Here is a 17,798-nt window from a genome sequence, read left to right as displayed (position 1 = left end):
GTGCGGGCGAGATAGTCCCGCTCGGTAGAACCGGGGACGTAGTTGCCAGTTCGCAGGCCGAGCAGGAGGGCGTAGCTCACCGAGATATCGGCAGCAGTGAAGCGGTCGCCGGCGAGATAGGGGCAATCCGCGAGGCGGCGGATAACCAACCCCAGCCGGCTCTCGAAGGTCTCGAGCGCCCAGCAGGTAACCCGGGCATCTCGCTCGGCTTCGGGCGCCAGTTCGCGACCGACAAAGACGGCGTTCATCGGCCCGGCGAGACCGGCCTCGCCTAAGTGGAGAAATTGCAGATAGGAAGCGAAGGCGGGATCGTCCGGGGCGACGGCAAGCGAACCTGAGCCGTGGCGGGCGAGCAGGTACTCAAGAATCGCGATCGATTCGACCATGATCGTCTCGCCGTCCTGCAGCGCGGGAATGAAGCCGGCGGGGTTGATCGCGAGGAAATCGCGATCATTTTCGACTGTCAGCAGATCGACCGGGCGCAGCCGATAAGCCAATCCCAATTCCTCAAGCAGCCAAATAACACGGAAGCCACGACCTTCGCCATAGACGGTGAGCATAGTTAAGCGTTCCTAGGTTGGACTAGATATACTAACTCGCAGAGGTAAGCCAGTCGCGCAACGGACCATCGATGGCGCGTAATGCGCTCAAGGCTTGGCGCATATTCGTCATTCTACAGCGCGCCCTGCCCACTTTATGGGTTCACGACCTAGTCCAAGCGAGGGATGATTAGTCATCAAATGGCCGCCGCATTTCCTGCAATATTTGCGTTGGCTCATCGCGGACTTCATGAATGTCGCCACATGTTCCGATCCCGCAATGATCCGCACCGCCTCCGGTTTCCAGAGGCTGAAGGCGTTGACGGGGCTGCCGGACCAGGAGCGGCAGGAACGGCAATGGCAGTAGCCCGCGGCTTCTGGCGCCTCGGCAACTTCGAGTTCGACGGCGCCGCAGAAACAGTTGCCGAAGTGCTTCATCTTTGTTTCCTCTCGATTGCTTCATCTTCTATTCCCTCCAATTTCGATCGCCGTCACGTTGACTTGCGCCAGGGAATGAGCATCGCGACGCGCCTTCTGTACTGGCGATATTGATCACCATACAGTTCGATCAGGTCGCGCTCCTCGAAGAAGATGCCGACAAAGATGTATGAAGTTGTCACCGCCGCGAACAACAGATGTCCGGCCGTCATGACGGGTGCGGCCCAGAAGGCGATAATGAAGCCGAGATAGATCGGATGCCGCACGAACTTGTAGTAGATCGGCGTTCGGAACTCGGGCGGCGGCATCTCGCGACCTGCGAGGTTCGCCATGACCTGGCGCAAGCCGAACAATTCAAAGTGATTGATCAGGAAAGTGCTGGTGAACACGATCACCCAGCCGATAAACGACATCGTCGCAACCGCCGCTGCGAGATCAGGGTCCTCGGCTTGCCAAACAATTGCCGGTATCGGGCGCCACTGCCAGAACAGCAGCATGAGGCACAGGCTCGCCAGCAGCACATAGGTGCTTCGCTCAGCTGACTTCGGTACGTATTGCGTCCACCATTCCTTGAAGCCCCTGCGCGCCATCACACTGTGTTGCACGGCGAACAGTGACATCAGGAGCAGGTTTACGATAACGGCCTCGATGACCGGCGTCTCAGGGCCGCTGTCAATGGTTTTGGGCACGACGGCGCCCATGGTGAAGCCGATGGCGTAAAGAATTGTCGCGCAGAACGCGAAATAGGCGAGGATGCCGTAAAGAAAGGCAATGATCTTTGCAATGCGATATGGTGAAACGGCTGGTTCAGTAGACTGAATTTGGGTCATGGTCGATCCGCTAACAACAGTGGTCAGGCCCCCGCTATGAATTGCGGCAGAATGCCGAAAGCGCGCGCCCAGGGCTTTGGCCGGGGCTTGATTTTTTCGTGAGGCGACACTGATTTTTTCTTGAGGCCGGATGCGAGCCGGGTTGCGCCGTGCAATTTGTCTTCGAAAACCATGTGCTTGATATTGACCGCCGCGAATTGCTGCGCAGCGGCGTTCACATCGCCGTGCAGCCGCAAGTCTTCGATCTGCTGACCCATCTGATCGAGAATCGGGACCGCGTCGTCACCAAGGAGGATTTGATTTCCCTGGTCTGGGCTGGCCGGACCGTGTCCGACTCCACGCTGACCAGCCGTATCAATGCGGCGCGAACGGCCATCGGGGACAGCGGCAAGGCGCAGAGGCTGATCCGCACCATCGCCCGCAAGGGTTTTCGCTTCATCGGCGAGGTGCGGAAGCAACCCGCGAGCGCATTGGTTGCAGATGCGTCACGACAGCGCGGCCGTTCGGCGCAACAGGATACGGCGGAGCCCGACCGGCCGGCGATCGCCGTGCTCGCCTTCGAGAATATGAGCGAGGATCCCGAGCAGGACTATTTTTGCGACGGGATCAGCGAGGACATCCTCACCGCGCTGTCGAAGGTGAAGTGGTTCTTCGTGATCGCCCGCAACTCATCCTTCAGCTACAAAGGCAGGGCAGTCCATATCAATCAGATCGCCGAAGAGTTGTCCGTGCGCTATGTGCTTGAAGGCAGCGTGCGCAAGGAAGGCGGGCGTGTTCGCATCACCGCTCAGCTCAATGACGTCGCGACCGGCAGTCACGTCTGGGCCGAGCGCTACGATCGGGATCTGATCGACGTCTTCGCCGTCCAGGACGAAATCACGACGGCCATCGTCGCCGCCATCGAGCCGCAGATCTACGCCGCCGAGAATTTTCGCGCCAGGCGCAAGCCGCCTCACAGCCTGGACGCGTGGGATCTCGTCATGCGGGCGCTGTCGCATTACTGGCGCGTCACACGGCACGACCAGTCGATCGCGCAGGCGCTCTTGGAGCAGGCCATCGCGATCGATCCGAACTATGGTCAGGCCTTGTCGGTGCTCGCCGCCAGCTACATGCGCGGCGTTCATCTCGGTTGGACGGATCTTGCGACCGTGGCGCCCATGGCCGAGCGTGCAGCGCTCAAGGCCGTCGAGGTGGCCGGCGACGATGCATGGGCCCGCACGGCGCTGGGCAGCGTGTATTTCTCGACCCGGCGCCTTGCGGATGCCATCAGCGAATTCGAGCTGGCGCTTCAGCTAAACCCGAACTTCTGCATGGCGCACGGCTATCACGCGCTCGCGCTATGTTATTGCGGACGGACGCAGCATGCCTACGAAGCGGCGCAGCGCGCAATCCGGCACAGCCCGCGCGATCCGTCGCTCGCGATCTATTACGGCGTGGCCGCCTACGCGCGATTCATCGAAAACAAATACGACGAAGCGATGTTGCTTGCACGTGAGGCTGCCCGTCAACGGGGCGATCTGACAGGAGCTTACCGGGTTCTCACCGTTGCTGCCGGAATGGCGGGGGATCTGGACACGGCACGCGCGGCATTGCAGGAGCTGCGTCGGGTCCAACCGAACATCTCGCTTGCCTGGATCGCAAACGAACTGCCATGGAAGTTTGATGCCGACCGAGAGCATTATCTCGAAGGCTTCCGCCGCGCCGGGCTCACTTGAACAGCACCAGCCGGCAAGTCGCCTCAATGGCAGCGCCACCTTCTCTTTGGAGCAATCGCCGAACTGAGCGAACCCTCGGGCGGCGGCCAACCTCCGCCGTCATTGCGGGCGAAGCGAGGCATCCAGACTTCTCCGCGGGTACAGTCTGGATTGCTTCCGCCTACGCGCAAAGGCGCTTCGGCGGGACTTCACGCCTCGCCATAGCTCGCCCAGCGAGCGACGGCGGGTCGTCGCTTTGCTCCTCGCAATGACGGGGTGGCTGACGGCGCTCGTCCGGCTCTGCAATTTGATCAGCCGACGTTCCTTAGCGCGATGGCGCGCTCGCGATTTGCTCCATGGCGAGCGCGCGCAGCTTGTTGCGCTGGATCTTCACGCCGTTGGCGCTTTCGGTGACAGGGAAGGCGTCGATGAAGAAGATGCGGGCCGGAACCTTGTAGCCCGCCAGCCGCTCGCGCAAGCGCGCGGTCAGAGCTTCCGGCTGCGGAGGCGTATCGTCCTCGGCAATGACAAAGGCGGCGCAGCGGGGCTGGCCGTCGATCTCGACCTCGACGACCTGCGCGTCCGCAACCCCGGCGCAGGCCTTGAGTTCGTCCTCGATTTCGCCGGGAGCGACCAGGAAGCCGCCGAGCCGCATGGCGTCGCCGCCGCGCGTCTCGTAGATGAACGAACCGTCGCCGCGCAGCCGGCCGATATCGCCGGTGCGGAAGAATCCGTCGGTGGTGATCGCCTCACGCGTGGCGGCCGGATTGCGGAAATAGCCGAGAAAGCCCGAGGGCGCTTTGATCTCGAGTTCGCCGGAGATGCCGGGCGCGGCGAGCCCGCCGCTTTCCGGATCGCGCACGCGGACGATGGCGCCGGGCGACATCGGCCAGCCGCCGCACTCGATGCGCTCGGCGAAAGGCGCGTCGTTGCGGCCGATCGAGAACAGCGCCTGCAGCTCGCTCGAGCCGTAGAGCCCGTAGAGCCGCAGCCCGCGCGCTTCAGCGGCTTCGGCGAACTCGCGCCAGCCGGGCTGGAACGCCGCAAAGCCGAAAAGCTGCGCGCTTGGGAAAGGACGCGGCATGTCGGTCAGCGCCAGGATGCGGCGGAACATCTCGTCGGAGCCGAAGCTGTGGGTAATCCTGGCCTCCGCCAGCACCCGCAGCGCCGCCGCCGGCTCGAACGCATCGAGCACATGGACCGTTATGCCGGCCGCGAACGCGGCGAGCACGCCGGTCATGCCGAAAGTTCCGCAGAACGGCAGCATCGCTAGCAGCGAATGTTTTTTCGGCACCAGCGCGAGTGCTGTTGCGACCGCGCGGGCATGGCTGGCGAGGGTGCGTTGCGAATGCGCGACCAGTTTGGGTCCCCTGGTCGTGCCGGAGGTGGTGTAAAGCAGCACCGGCGCATCGACATCCGGTGGCGGCAATGGGGCTGCCGGGTACGACCTCTCGAACGCATCGAAGCGCAGGCACGGCCAGGCGCTCTCCAGCTCTCCCGCGCCGACCACTGCAATGCGCGCAAGCTCCGGCACGGCGGCTTTGTCGATCCCACCGAGGATCGCGGCAAAGTCGATCGAGCGGAACGAGGCCTCTGTGACGAGCAGTTTTGCGCCTGAGAGGCCAAGCAGATGCGCGACCTCGGCGCTGCGATAGCGCGTGTTGACGGCGGCAACGATCGCGCCGAGCTTTGCCGCGGCAAACAACAGGGTCAGCCATTCCAGCCGATTGACCAGCCATACCGCGATCACGTCGCCGCGGACGATGCCTTGCGCGCCCAGCCAGGCGACCGTTTGTTCCACGCGCTGCGCGAAATCCTCATGAGAAACGGCTTTGCCGTCGAACACGAAAGCCGGTTCGGCGGGCGCGGCGTTCTCCAAAAACGCGGTCAGGGACGGAGGGTCGCTCGGCATGAGGCGTTTATAACAGTGCGGCGCCTGTCAGGAGAAGTGCGGCCTCGGCCATCTGTTCGAAGGCGCCGATCACGTCGCCGGTCTGGCCGCCGATCTGGGAAAGCGAGAGCCGCGCGAGCAGCAGCCCGATCGCCGCCACGGCGAGGCAGCCGATCAGCATCGCGCCTGTGCCAAAGCCGATCAGCAGCACAACGATGCCAAGGCCAAGCGCGATCACAACGCTCTGTATCGGCGGCTGGCCGGCGCCGCTCGAAAGCCCGTCCGGGCGCGCCAGCGGAAGGAAGCGCATGAAGGCCGGTAGCCCCGCACGCCCTCCGCCGTGCGCGACCACAAGCGCGATCGCCACCGAATGCCAGTCATCGAAGCTCGCGATCGCACTCCAGCGCAACAGCAGCGACACGCCGAGCGCGCAGGCGCCGAACGTGCCGATCCGGCTGTCGCGCATGATCTCCAGCTTGCGCTCGCGCGTCTTGCCGCCGCCAAAACCGTCGGCGGTGTCGGCCAGCCCGTCCTCATGCATCGCGCCGGTGAACGAGATGGTTGCGGCAAGCGCCAGCACTGAGGCGGCTTGCGGCGGGATGTGCAGGCGGCTCGCGAGCCAATAGGTCACGGCCCCGAGCAGGCCGACGAGCAGCCCGGCGACCGGGAAGGCCCAGCTTGCCCGCGCCACTTCGCCGCCCGCAACCGATACGAGCGATCCGACCGGCAGTCGGGTGCAAAGCGTGACGGCGATCCGCAAATCCTGGACAAAACTTCGCAGCCCCTCTTCGCGCTCCATGCTCGCTGCCTCGCTATTTCACCCGAATCGGCAAGCCGGCAACGACGAACTCCACCTCATCGGCAACGCGGGCGATGACTTGGTTGAGGAGCCCGGCCGCGTCGCGAAATTCACGCGCCAACGCATTGTCGGGCACGATGCCTAGCCCCACTTCATTGGTCACCAGCACGACCGGGCTGCGCTGTCGCGACAGGGCCGCCGAGAGCTTGTCGCCCTCGATGCGCCAATCGCGCTGCGCGTGCATGAGATTGGAGAGCCATAGCGTCAGGCAATCGACCAGCCGCGCCCCGGCGCCGTCGGACTCATCGAGCGCAGCCGCCAGCTCGATCGGTACTTCGCGCTCGATCCAGTCGTTGCCGCGCCGGGCGCGGTGTCTTGCGATGCGCGCGCGCATCTCCTCATCCAGCGCTTCGGCGGTGGCGATATAGACCGGCTTGCCGGGGAAGGAGAGCGCGCGCTGTTCTGCCCGCGTGCTCTTGCCCGATCGTGCACCGCCGGTGATGAGGATGATTGGCATCTGGCCCTCCGCGTCCGCCATCGGAGTAATCCAATCCTGCCCTGATGACAAAGCCCTAATTCGGAGCCATGGGGCTTGCGGAAGCCGAGCATTCTTGCGCATCAGTGGGGGGCAATGCGGGGGGACCGAATTGGGTTTTGCGGGAGCAATGCTGGTTGCAATGGCGATCGATGGCGTGCTGGGTTGGCCCGGCAGCCTCTACACGCGCATTGGTCACCCCGTCACCTGGCTCGGCCGGCTGATCGACACGCTGGACAGGTCCTGGAACAGGGACAACGACCCGCCCTGGATGCGACGCATTGCGGGCGTCTTCGCCGCGCTTTTCGTCGTCGGTCTGGCCGGCGCGCTCGCGCTCGCGCTGCAGATTGCGATTGGTCCCGGCTGGCGCCAGATGTTGCTGTTGGGCGTGCTCGCCTGGCCCTTCGTTGCACTGCGCTCGCTGCAAGAGCATGTGGCCGCGGTCGCAAGGCCGTTGCAGGCCGGTGATGTCGGCGCCGCACGGCAAGCCGTCTCGACGATCGTGGGGCGCGATCCGAGCAGGCTGGACGAGGCGGGGATCGCGCGGGCCACGATCGAGAGCCTGGCGGAAAACACCTCCGATGGCGTGGTAGCGCCGATCTTCTGGGGGGCGCTGCTCGGGCTGCCCGGTATCGTCGCCTACAAGGCGATCAACACGCTGGATTCCATGATCGGCCATCGCGATGAGCGGCACGAATGGTTCGGTTGGGCCGCCGCGCGCATCGACGATATCGCCAATCTCGTGCCGGCGCGCCTAACCGCTCTGCTGTTTGCGCTGCTCTCCGCGCGGCCGGCGGAGGCGCTGGGCTGTATGGCGCGGGATGCGCGCCATCACCGCTCGATCAATGCGGGTTGGCCGGAGGCGGCCGTCGCAGGCGGCCTCGGCGTGCGGCTGTGCGGGCCGCGGGTCTATCACGGCGTACTTGCCGATGAACCCTGGCTGAACGGCGACGCGCGCGATCCCCGACCCGATGATGTTGCTTCCGCTTTAAGGCTCTATGTTCGCGCCATGATCTGCGTCGCGGGGCTTCTTGTCGTGCTCGCCTTGGTGTAAGCCTGTTCGCATGATCGACCACGGCGGGAATCTTGATGTCGCGCGCGCGCGCTTCGGCGGCGAGCTCGCGGATTGGATCGATCTCTCCACCGGGATCAATCGTCTGCCCTATCCGATTCCGGAATTGTCGCCGCACCTTTGGAACGCGCTGCCTTCGCGCGCCCAGATCGAATCGCTGCACGAGGCCGCGCGGCAAGCGTATGACACCACCGCGCCCGTGGTCGCGATGGCCGGCGCGCAAGCGGCGATCCAGCTATTGCCGCGGCTAGGCCCGCCCGGCTGCGCAAAAATTCTCAGCCCCACCTATGGCGAGTTTGGCCACGTGCTGCGGATGGCGGGTTGGGAGGTGGAGGGTGTCTCGGATCTCGAAGCGCTCGCTGGCGCCGATCTCGCCATCGTTGTTAATCCGAACAATCCGGATGGACGCCGGCATGATCCAGGCACATTGTTGGCCCTGGCGCCGCGCGTCGGCCGGCTTGTTGTCGATGAGAGCTTTGTCGACGTGATGCCGCAACTCTCGCTGGCGCCACGCGCCGGACGGCGCGGCCTTCTGGTGCTGCGCTCCTTCGGGAAGTTCTATGGCCTGGCCGGCTTACGGCTCGGTTTCGCACTGGGGTGTGAGGCTGATATTGCGACACTCGCCGCCATGTCGGGACCGTGGCCGGTCTCGGGCGTCGCCATCGAGATCGGCCAGCGCGCGCTGTTGGAACGGCAATGGGCGGACGCGACGTGTGCGCGCCTCGTCCGGGACGCCGCGCGCCTGGATGAGCTGGCGCGCGGGGCAGGGTGGGCACTTCTCGGCGGCACGCCGCTGTTCCGCCTTTATGAGACTGGCGATGGTCTGCTCGCTCAAGAGCGGCTCGCGCGCGCGCGCATCTGGTCGCGGGTTTTCAAAGATAGGCCGTCCTGGCTGCGGCTTGGCTTGCCGGGTGATGAGGCGGAATGGCAGCGACTTTCCGCGGCGCTTGCGCGCTAACGCGTGGAACGTCTGAGCTCGAACGGGCTCTCAAGCCGACCCGTCACCCCCTGAGGTGCTCGCGAAGCGAGCCAGCATGACGGTGAGAGATGCGATGAATACAAGATGATCGAGCCATCACCGCGCAAGCCGTAGCAAACCATCGATATCGAGATGACGTTCAATGTGATCGGCCAGCGCGTCCAGCGCGCTCTCGATTCGTGCCCGGTACTGTTCGCCTGAAGCCCCAATCCCGAGACCTGCGAGAAAGGCACGGCGGAATGCATCCGCTGTAAAGAGGCCATGTAGGTAAGTGCCGTGTACGAGCCCATCGGCAGAGACCGCGCCCTCCGGCGCACCGCCGACAAATGAAAACGGCCGCGCGAGGTCTGGACCCTCGGTGCGGCCGATATGGATTTCGTAGGCCTCAAGCCCTTGACCAGTCGCCGCATGCACGGCCTTGACGCGGGTGAGCGCCTTTTCCGGCGTCATCACGGTGGTGACGTCCAACAATCCGAGCCCCGGCGTCTCGCCGGCCGGCCCTTCGATGCCTTCGGGATCGGCGACGCTTTTGCCGAGCATCTGATAGCCGCCGCAGATGCCGAGCACATGGCCGCCGCGGCGATGATGCGCCAGCAGGTCGACGTCCCAGCCTTGCGCGCGCAAGAAATCGAGATCGCCGCGCGTCGATTTGGCTCCGGGCAGGATCACGAGCTTTGCATCGCCTGGAATGGCTTCGCCAGGGCGCACCATAACGAGATCGACTTCGGGCTCGAGCTTGAGCGGATCGAGATCGTCGAAATTGGCGATGCGCGACAGCGCCAGGAACGCGATCTTTGTACGCCCCGGCTTGCGCGCCTCGGCAAGCCCGAGCGCATCTTCCGCCGGCAGCTCGCTTGCGCGGCCAAAATAGGGCAGGACGCCGAAGCCGCGCCAGGCGGTGCGCTCTTCGATCAGTCTATAACCGTCATCGAACAGGGTCGGATCGCCGCGGAATTTGTTGATGATGAAGCCTGAGATCATCGTGGCATCGTCGGGTTCGAGCACCGCCTTGATGCCGACGATCTGCGCGATCACCCCGCCGCGGTCGATGTCGCCGACCAGCACGACCGGAACGTCGGCGCGGCGCGCAAAGCCCATATTGGCAATGTCGTTGGCGCGCAGGTTGACTTCCGCGGGGCTGCCGGCACCTTCCACCAGCACCAGATCGGCCTCCTGCTTCAGCCGGCCAAAACTCTCCACTATTGCCGGCATCAGCGAAGGCTTCAGCCTGGCATAGTCGCGCGCGCGCAAGGTCGCAATGCGCCGGCCCTGCACGATCACCTGCGCGCCGACATCGGTTTCCGGCTTGAGCAGCACCGGATTCATATCGGTATGCGAATCGATCCCGGCGGCCAGCGCCTGTAGTGCCTGCGCGCGGCCAATCTCGCCACCATCCGTCGTGACCGCGGCGTTGTTCGACATGTTCTGCGGCTTGAAGGGGCGCACGCGCAAACCGCGGCGCTTCGCTGCCCGCGCGAGCCCTGCGACGATGAGCGACTTGCCCACATCGGAGCCCGCGCCCTGGATCATCAATGCGCGCGCCATGCGAAGCCTAGAACTCGACGCCCGGCTGCGCCTTGATGCCGGAGCGGAAGGGATGTTTCACCAGCGTCATCTCGGTGACGAGATCGGCGAGATCGATCAGTTCCTGCTTGGCGTTGCGCCCCGTGAGCACGACATGTGTCAGCGGCGGCTTTGAATCACGCAGGAAGTCCACGATTTCGCTGATGTCGAGATAGTCGTAGCGCAGCGCGATGTTGATCTCGTCGAGCACGACCATGCGCAGCCGCTCATCGCCGATCAATTGCTTGGCCTTCTCCCAACCTGCTTTCGCGGCGGCAATATCGCGGGCGCGGTCCTGGGTTTCCCAGGTAAAGCCCTCGCCCATGGCGTAGAACTGGCATAGCTCGCCGAAATGGCCCGTGAGGAGCCGCCGTTCGCCCGTGTCCCACGCACCCTTGATGAACTGCACGACCGCGCAAGGCAACCCATGCGCCACGCAGCGCACGATCATGCCGAAGGCGGAGGAGGATTTCCCCTTGCCTGCGCCGGTGTGAACGATGATCAGACCTTTCTCACCGCTCTTCTCCGCCATCATGCGATCGCGGACGGCTTTCTTCTTGGCCATCTTGGCAGCGTGGCGCGCGTCGAGGTCGGCGCCGGCGACGGTTTCTTGCGTACTCTCGGCCAAATCATGTTCCGAAGCCACCGATTCACTCCTTCGGCTTGACAAGCGGCGCGCTTGAGCAAATGCTCCGCCCGCGCTGGTTCCTGTCCTACGACAGGCGAAGAGGGAATGCGATAGGGTTAAAAATTTGGCCCGAAGCGCAGCCGCCCCCGCGACCGTGACCGGAGAGGTCCCCAATTGCCACTGATTCTCTTCCCGAGAATCGGGAAGGCGGGGATCGGAGGACCCGATCAAGAGTCCTGCTCCGCAAGCCGGGAGACCTGCCAGCGCTTGTGTTTCGAAGACCGGCGGACGGGGTGTTCCGCGACGGGGAGCGAACCCTCTGCCGTTGGTTCGTGCGCCTCATCGCCTCCGCCGGAACGTAAAGGGAAGGCGATGGCCGTCACGCTTCATGTCTGTATTACCTGCCGCGCAGGTCAAACCCTACCGGAGGGCGAGCCGACACCCGGCGCGCGGCTGCGCGACGCCATCCTTGAGGCGGGTGTGCCTGAGGGCGTCAACCTCGTGCCGGTCGAGTGTCTTTCCGCCTGCAGCCAAGGCTGTTCGGTCGCGCTCAGTGCACCCGGCCGCTGGTCTTATGTATATGGCCGCCTGTCGCATGCCAATGCGCGGGACGTGGTCGCCGGCGCCGCGGCCTATGCGGCGGCCGCGGACGGCATCGTGCCCTGGCGGTCGCGGCCCGAGATCTTTCGCAAGCAGTCGCTTGCTCGTATTCCCCCGATCGTGAGCTTGCCGGAGGCTGCCGAATGACGTCGCTCGCCAAAATCCCCGTCACCGTGATCACGGGCTTTCTCGGCTCGGGCAAGACCACGCTGATCCGGCATCTCATGGCCAATCCGAACGGCAGGAAGCTTGCCGTGCTGGTCAACGAGTTCGGCAGCGAAGGCGTCGACGGCGAAATCCTGAAATCCTGCGCGGACGCGAATTGCCCTGAGGAGAACATCGTCGAACTCGCCAATGGCTGCATCTGCTGCACGGTGGCGGATGAGTTCATTCCAACCATGCAGAGCCTGCTGGCGCGGGACGTGCAACCGGATCACATCCTGATCGAAACCTCAGGGCTCGCACTGCCCAAGCCGCTTCTGAAGGCGTTCGACTGGCCCGAGATCAAGTCGCGCATCACGGTCGACGGCGTGATCGCACTGGCCGATGCGGAAGCGGTCGCGGCTGGGCGTTTCGCGCCGGATCCGGCCGCAGTCGATGCGCAGCGGGCCGCAGATGAGAACCTTGATCACGAGACGCCGCTATCGGAAGTCTTCGAGGACCAGATCGCCTGCGCCGACATCGTGCTGCTCACCAAAGCCGACCTCGCGGGCGAAGCCGGTGTTGCCGCGGCCAAGCAGGTCATTGCGGCGGAAGCGCCGCGGCCGCTGCCGATGCTGCCCGTCACCGACGGCGCGATCGATCCGCAGGTCATTCTGGGCTTGAATGCGGCCGCGGAAGACGATCTCGCCGCGCGCCCGTCGCATCATGACGGCGAGGAGGAGCACGAGCACGATGATTTCGCCTCAGTTGTGGTCGAACTGCCCGAGATCACCGACATCGACGCGCTGGTGCGCGCGGTCGGGCATCTCGCGCGTGAACAGAACGTGCTGCGCGCCAAGGGCTATCTCGCCATCGCCGGCAAGCCGATGCGCCTGCTCCTGCAGGCGGTCGGCGAGCGCGTACGCCATCAGTTCGATCGTCCCTGGGGTGCAGCGCCGCGGCGGTCAAAGCTGGTCCTGATTGGCGAGCAGGGCGACATAGATGAAGCCGCGATCAAGGCGGGGCTCGGTCTTTCGGGATTTGCCGTCTGATGCACGTCGTCTTTCGCGAGAGCCATGGGCTTGAGGAGACCGCCGTTCCTGTCGATCTCGCGCAGGACAGGGGCGACCTCGTCATGCTCTCGTTCTCCGACAGCGACCTTGCGGCCTTTGCTGCGGGGTGGCGGCGCGGGCGGAAAAGCCTGCCCTCGCTGCGGCTCGCCAATCTTGCCGGCCTGCGCCATCCGCTTTCGGTCGATACTTACATCGAACGAACGCTCAGCCACGCGCGCGGCGTGTTGGTGCGGCTGATCGGCGGGGAATCCTATTGGAGCTATGGGCTCGCCGCGCTGCATGAGCTTGCAAGCAAGAAGGGCATCGCGCTCGCGGTGTTGCCGGCGGATGGCCGGGACGATCCGCGGCTGGATGCGCTCTCGACCTTGCCGCGCTCGACGCTTCGGCAATTGAAGATACTATGCGACACCGGCGGTGCGGTGGCGGCGCAGGCCGCGATTGCCCAGCTTGCGCTGGCCGCCGGTCTCTACGCCGGGCCTGTGCCGGGAGAAGTGAAAGTTCCGGAGATGGGCTTTTACGATCCGGCGCAAGGCGTGCTGTTGTCGCTGCCGGAATCGGAGGGGAGGCCGCATGCGCTGGTCACCTTCTATCGCGCCTATGTCACCGCGGCGGATACCGCGCCGGTGGACGCCCTTGTCACTGCCCTCCGAGACAAGGGCTTTGAAGCCTATGGCGCCTTTGCGCCATCGCTGAAGGCCAGGGGCGTCGCCGACTGGCTGCAGCGTCACTTCGCCGAGCGTGCGCCTGCGGCGATCATCAATGCAACCGCGTTCTCGGCGATGGCCGATGACGGCACCACTCCGTTCGATGCCGCATCCTGCCCGGTGTTCCAGGTGGCGCTGTCCACCGCGCGCCGCGAGGACTGGGTGGCCGCGCTGCGCGGACTGTCGGCGGCAGATCTCGCGATGCATGTGGTGCTGCCTGAGGTCGACGGCCGGATCTTTCTTGGCGTCGTCAGCTTCAAGTCGCAAGGCGTGCGCGACGGCGATCTGCAGATTGCGCTGGCCTCGCATCAGCCCGACAAAACACGTGTCAATGCCGCGGTCGATCGCGTGGCGGCATGGTCGCGCCTTGCAATGCTGCCAAACCGCGATAAACGGCTTGCCATTATCCTTTCGAGCTATCCTGGCCGCTCGCATCAGATCGCGCACGCGGTCGGGCTGGATGCGCTGGCCTCGACGGACGTTCTGCTGTCGGATCTTGCTGATGCCGATTTCGATGTCGCGACCGGTGCTGCATTGGCGCAGGGCTTGCAGCGGGAGAGGCTGGCCTGGAGCCTCGCGGAGTATCGTTCCGCGCTGGCAGGGCTGCCGCGTCGATTGCAGGACGATCTCGCAGCCGCCTGGGGCGCGCCGGAGGATGATCCGCAAGTCTGCGACAGTCAGTTTCAGTTCGTCGCTGTAACGCGCGGCAACGCCATCATCGCCGTACAACCCGAACGTGGCGACGTCGCTGGCCGCGACGCCGAATATCATGATCTCACTCGCGTCCCGCGCCACGCCTATGTCGCGTTCTATCTCTGGCTTCGCGCTCAGGGCATTCACGCCATCATCCACATGGGCGCGCATGGCACGCTGGAATGGCTGCCCGGAAAGTCCGTGGCGCTATCGGATGATTGCTGGCCGGAAGCGCTGACCGGCGACGTCCCGGTGATCTATCCCTTCATCGTCAACGACCCCGGCGAGGCGGCGCAGGCCAAGCGCCGCCTGAGCGCCATCACTATTGGCCATTTGCCGCCGCCGCTCGCAGCGAGCCGGCTGCCGGAAAACCTCGTGCGGCTCGAGCAATTGCTCGACGAATATTCCACTGCCGACGGTCTCGATCCGGCGCGGCGTCAGCGTCTCGTTGCCGCGGTCCGCGAAGAGGCACGCGCCGCGGGCGTTGAGCAGGATCTCGGGCTCGCTGCTTCCGCCTCGGCGGCGGAAGCCATTCCGCGCATCGATCGCTTCGTCTGCGATCTCAAGGAAAGCCAGTTCGGTGATGGTCTGCATATTTTCGGCCGCGGCGCTTGCGGAGATCAAGAGCGCCGGGCGCTGCTCGATGCGCTCGCCGGCAAACGCGTCGCGCCGGGACCCGCGGGCTCGCCGTTCCGGGGGTGGCGCGACGTGCTGCCCACTGGGCGCAATCTCTTCGCTGTCGATCCGCGCGCGGTGCCGACCCGCGCGGCGCATGCGCAGGGCATCAAGCTCGCCGAAGAACTGCTGCGGCGGCATCTGCAGGATCATGGCGACTGGCCGAAGGGTCTCCTGGTCGATCTCTGGGGCTCGGCGACGATGCGTACCGCCGGCGAGGAATTTGCGATGGCGCTGCAGCTCGCGGGCCTGTCGCCGCGCTGGGACGGGGCGAGCGGGCGCGTCACCGGATTCGAGATTATTCCCCTTGCCCAGCTCGGCCGTCCTCGCGTCGATGTGACGCTGCGGGTCTCCGGCCTGTTTCGTGACGTCTTCGGGAATCTTGCGCAATTGTTCGAGGCCGCGTCGGAAGCGCTCTCCCGGCGCGACTTCGAGGGCGCGGAAAATCCCTACGCGCAGCGCGCGCCGCGCGTGTTCGGCCCGCAGCCGGGCCATTACGGCGTCGGCGGTTTTGCCGCGCGCGATGCATTGACACGCGAGGCGAGGCAGGCGGCCGGCGAGGCGTGGCTTGCAGCCTCGTCATGGTCGTTCTCGGCGGGTGGCGAGATGAAGCCGGACCGTGCCGCGATCGAAGCGCGGCTCGAGGCCGCTGATGCGTTCGTGCACGTGCAGGATCTGCCCGAAACCGATCTCTTGCTTGCCGCCGACTATGCCGCGCATGAGGGCGGGGTGGCCGCCGCTGCGGCAAGCTTAGGTGCCCCCTTGCAAGCGCTCTACCATCTCGACGCCACAAGACCGCAAGAGCCACGCGCACGATCGCTGACGGAAGAGATTTCACGCGTGGTGCGTGCGCGCGCGGCAAATCCCAAGTGGATCGCGGGAATGACGCGCCACGGCTTCCGCGGCGCGGCCGAAATCGCCGCGACGCTCGAGCATATGGCCGCCTTTGCCCGCCTTGCCGACGCAGTCCCTACGGATCTCTTCGACCTCTATTACGATGCGACGCTCGGCAATGACGAGGTTCGCGACTTTCTTGCGCGCGAAAACCCCGCCGCGCTGGCGGCGATCGAAAACTGTTTTGGCCGTCTGCACGACGCCTCGCTATGGGTCACGCGCCGCAACTCCATCGCGGCCGCCTTGAGGAAGGCCTCATGAGCTCTGTTGCGATCAAAGGCTGGTGTCCGAGCGCGCACCGCCCGATGCCGTCAGGGGACGGGCTGGTGGCGCGTATCCGGCCGCGCGGCGGCCGCCTGTCGCCGGCGCAGGCGCTGGCCATCGCCGACCTCGCCGAGCGCCATGGCAACGGGCTGATCGATCTGACCGGCCGCGCCAACCTGCAGATTCGCGGGCTGCGCGCGCAAGCTCACGAACCGCTGCTCGCGGCACTGGCGCAGCTCGCGCTGCTCGATGCGGATGCGGAGACGGAAAGCCAGCGTAACATCCTGGTTGCGCCGCTCTGGAGCGAAGGCGACGACACGCACATGCTGGCGACGGCGCTGGAGCGAGCGCTTGGCGAGCGGCCGCTCGGTCTGCCCGCCAAATTCGGCTTTGCCGTCGATTGCGGCAACGAGCGCCTGCTGGCGCAGAACTCCGCCGACATCCGCATCGAGCGCAGCGCGAGTGGCGGGTTGATGGTTCGCCCGGACGGTTCGTCGAATGGCCGCCCTGTCACAAGGCGCGAGGCCGTTCCGGCCGCGCTGGCGCTGGCAAAATGGTTCTTGGCCTCGGGCGGGGCGAGCGGTAGGCGAGGGCGCATGGCAGCCCATATCGGCAGCGGCGCGAGGCCACCGCATGCATTTACCGATTGCGCGGTGCCGGCGCGTGCCGCGCCGCCGCCGCATCCAGGCGTGCGTGCCGGCGGCGCGCTGGTCGGTATTGCCTTCGGGCAGATACAGAGCGCGACCTTTAGAGTTCTCGCCGAGGGCGCGAGTGGCTTACGGATGACGCCATGGCGCATGGTCTTTGTCGAAGGCCTGCGCGAAATGCCCGAGCATGAGGGCATCGTCAGTCACGCCGACGATCCGCTGCTACGCGTTTCCGCCTGTAGCGGCGCACCCGCTTGCGGAGCTGCTTATGCCGAGACGCGCGCGCTTGCGGCCGCGCTGGCGCCCCATATGGCGGCGGGCGCGCATCTCCACGTGTCCGGCTGCGCCAAAGGTTGCGCGCATCCGGGCGCAGCGGCCGCCACGCTGGTCGCCGCCGCCGACGGCTTCGACCTGATCCGCAATGGTTCGAGCCGGGATGCACCGGCCCTGCGCGGCCTGACGCGCGCCGAGATGCTGGCCGATCCGTCTGCGGTTCTGGAGGATCGCTGATGCCGTATACTTACGAAACCGATGGCGCGGCCATCTACAAGAAGTCTTTCGCGACCATCCGCGCCGAGGCCGATCTCGCGCGCTTTTCGCCCGACGAGGAGCCTGTCGTGGTGCGCATGATCCATGCTGCGGGGATGGTCGGGCTGGAGCGCCACATCCGCTTTTCGCCGGGCATGGCCGTCGCTACGCGCGAAGCACTTGCGAGCGGCGCGCCCATTCTTTGCGACGCGCGTATGGTGTCCGAAGGTATCACGCGGGCGCGCCTGCCAAAGAGCAATGCGGTGATCTGCACGTTGGACGATGCCGCTGTGCCTGGTCTCGCGCAGTCCATGCGCAACACCCGTTCGGCCGCGGCGCTCGAACTGTGGCGGCCTCATATCGCGGGTGCAGTGGTGGCGATCGGTAATGCACCAACGGCGCTGTTCCATCTGCTGAACATGCTCGAGGACAAGGCGTGTCCGCGGCCGGCGGCGATCATCGGCTGTCCCGTCGGCTTCGTCGGTGCCGCGGAATCGAAGGCCGCGTTGATGGGGGCGCTGCCGGTGCCGGCCCTCACGGTCGAGGGGCGGCTCGGCGGTTCGGCGATCACTGTGGCCGCCGTGAATGCGCTTGCAAGCAGGAGCGAGTAG

At 65.4% G+C, this 17,798-nt stretch carries 15 protein-coding genes, 1 pseudogene and 1 riboswitch; of the genes and pseudogenes, 8 read left to right on the top strand and 8 right to left on the bottom strand.

The genetic code is table 11. From position 1 onward, the window contains the following. The 3 genes and pseudogenes from F758_RS0124875 to mddA form a co-directional block, all read right to left on the bottom strand. The coding region (locus tag F758_RS0124875) for a glutathione S-transferase family protein (protein WP_024510419.1) at positions 1-560 on the bottom strand (560 nt) is incomplete at its 3' end. 150 nt (positions 561-710) lie between these two features. Beyond that, positions 711-977: pseudogene (locus F758_RS48085) on the bottom strand (GFA family protein); the annotation flags it as partial. A gap of 53 nt (positions 978-1,030) precedes the next feature. Beyond that, positions 1,031-1,807, bottom strand: coding sequence for a methanethiol S-methyltransferase (mddA, locus tag F758_RS0124865; protein ID WP_024510418.1), 777 nt, complete (start codon positions 1,805-1,807; stop codon positions 1,031-1,033). A gap of 149 nt (positions 1,808-1,956) precedes the next feature. Here mddA and F758_RS0124860 point away from each other — a divergent pair, with 149 nt between their 5' ends. Then, a complete protein-coding gene (locus F758_RS0124860; RefSeq protein WP_024510417.1) occupies positions 1,957-3,522 on the top strand; it encodes a winged helix-turn-helix domain-containing protein in 1,566 nt (521 codons plus the stop codon). Between the two features lie 304 nt (positions 3,523-3,826). Here F758_RS0124860 and F758_RS0124855 read toward each other — a convergent pair whose 3' ends face one another. Genes F758_RS0124855 through cobU form a run of 3 tightly spaced genes read right to left on the bottom strand, consistent with a single transcriptional unit; the run spans position 3,827 to position 6,708 of the window. Continuing rightward, complete coding sequence (locus F758_RS0124855) at positions 3,827-5,413, bottom strand: AMP-binding protein (protein ID WP_024510416.1); 1,587 nt, start codon at positions 5,411-5,413, stop codon at positions 3,827-3,829. 7 nt (positions 5,414-5,420) lie between these two features. Next, positions 5,421-6,191 (bottom strand): adenosylcobinamide-GDP ribazoletransferase, encoded by a 771-nt coding sequence (cobS, locus tag F758_RS0124850; protein WP_024510415.1) that lies wholly within the window; start codon positions 6,189-6,191, stop codon positions 5,421-5,423. A gap of 13 nt (positions 6,192-6,204) precedes the next feature. Next, positions 6,205-6,708 carry a bifunctional adenosylcobinamide kinase/adenosylcobinamide-phosphate guanylyltransferase gene (gene cobU, locus F758_RS0124845; protein ID WP_024510414.1) on the bottom strand — a complete coding sequence of 168 codons (504 nt, stop codon included), beginning with the start codon at positions 6,706-6,708 and terminating at the stop codon, positions 6,205-6,207. A 148-nt stretch (positions 6,709-6,856) separates the two neighbouring features. Between cobU and cbiB the strand changes: the two genes are divergently transcribed. Both cbiB and cobD read left to right on the top strand, forming a co-directional pair. Next, positions 6,857-7,780, top strand: coding sequence for an adenosylcobinamide-phosphate synthase CbiB (gene cbiB, locus F758_RS0124840; protein ID WP_157450143.1), 924 nt, complete (start codon positions 6,857-6,859; stop codon positions 7,778-7,780). A gap of 10 nt (positions 7,781-7,790) precedes the next feature. Further along, on the top strand, positions 7,791-8,756 hold the full coding sequence (cobD, locus tag F758_RS0124835) for a threonine-phosphate decarboxylase CobD (RefSeq protein WP_024510412.1): 966 nt from the start codon (positions 7,791-7,793) through the stop codon (positions 8,754-8,756). A gap of 117 nt (positions 8,757-8,873) precedes the next feature. Here cobD and F758_RS0124830 read toward each other — a convergent pair whose 3' ends face one another. Continuing rightward, on the bottom strand, positions 8,874-10,322 hold the full coding sequence (locus F758_RS0124830) for a cobyric acid synthase (protein ID WP_024510411.1): 1,449 nt from the start codon (positions 10,320-10,322) through the stop codon (positions 8,874-8,876). 7 nt (positions 10,323-10,329) lie between these two features. Continuing rightward, positions 10,330-10,968: a cob(I)yrinic acid a,c-diamide adenosyltransferase gene (gene cobO / locus F758_RS0124825; RefSeq protein WP_024510410.1), complete on the bottom strand. Its 639-nt coding sequence runs from the start codon at positions 10,966-10,968 to the stop codon at positions 10,330-10,332. Between the two features lie 57 nt (positions 10,969-11,025). Continuing rightward, positions 11,026-11,247: riboswitch (cobalamin riboswitch) on the top strand. Positions 11,248-11,340: 93 nt separating this feature from the next. On the opposite strand from cobO, the gene F758_RS0124820 reads away from it, so the two are divergent. The 5 genes from F758_RS0124820 to F758_RS0124800 are packed head-to-tail and all read left to right on the top strand — an operon-like array spanning position 11,341 to position 17,798. Next, positions 11,341-11,715, top strand: coding sequence for a DUF1636 family protein (locus F758_RS0124820; RefSeq protein WP_024510409.1), 375 nt, complete (start codon positions 11,341-11,343; stop codon positions 11,713-11,715). Further along, complete coding sequence (gene cobW / locus F758_RS0124815; protein WP_024510408.1) at positions 11,712-12,761, top strand: cobalamin biosynthesis protein CobW; 1,050 nt, start codon at positions 11,712-11,714, stop codon at positions 12,759-12,761. The genes F758_RS0124820 and cobW overlap by 4 nt, the downstream gene beginning before the upstream one ends. Then, positions 12,761-16,009: a cobaltochelatase subunit CobN gene (gene cobN, locus F758_RS0124810; RefSeq protein ID WP_024510407.1), complete on the top strand. Its 3,249-nt coding sequence runs from the start codon at positions 12,761-12,763 to the stop codon at positions 16,007-16,009. The genes cobW and cobN overlap by 1 nt, the downstream gene beginning before the upstream one ends. Then, positions 16,006-17,169, top strand: a complete 1,164-nt coding sequence (gene cobG / locus F758_RS0124805) for a precorrin-3B synthase (protein WP_024510406.1) — start codon at positions 16,006-16,008, stop codon at positions 17,167-17,169. Before cobN ends, cobG begins: the two co-directional genes overlap by 4 nt. Next, the gene (locus tag F758_RS0124800; protein WP_024510405.1) at positions 17,169-17,798 is read left to right on the top strand and encodes a precorrin-8X methylmutase; all 630 of its coding nucleotides are present in this window, start codon (positions 17,169-17,171) and stop codon (positions 17,796-17,798) included. Before cobG ends, F758_RS0124800 begins: the two co-directional genes overlap by 1 nt.

It is taken from the genome of Bradyrhizobium sp. ARR65 (genome assembly GCF_000472385.1).
Lineage (GTDB): Bacteria > Pseudomonadota > Alphaproteobacteria > Rhizobiales > Xanthobacteraceae > Bradyrhizobium.
This window is presented reverse-complemented; position numbering and strand designations above follow the sequence as displayed.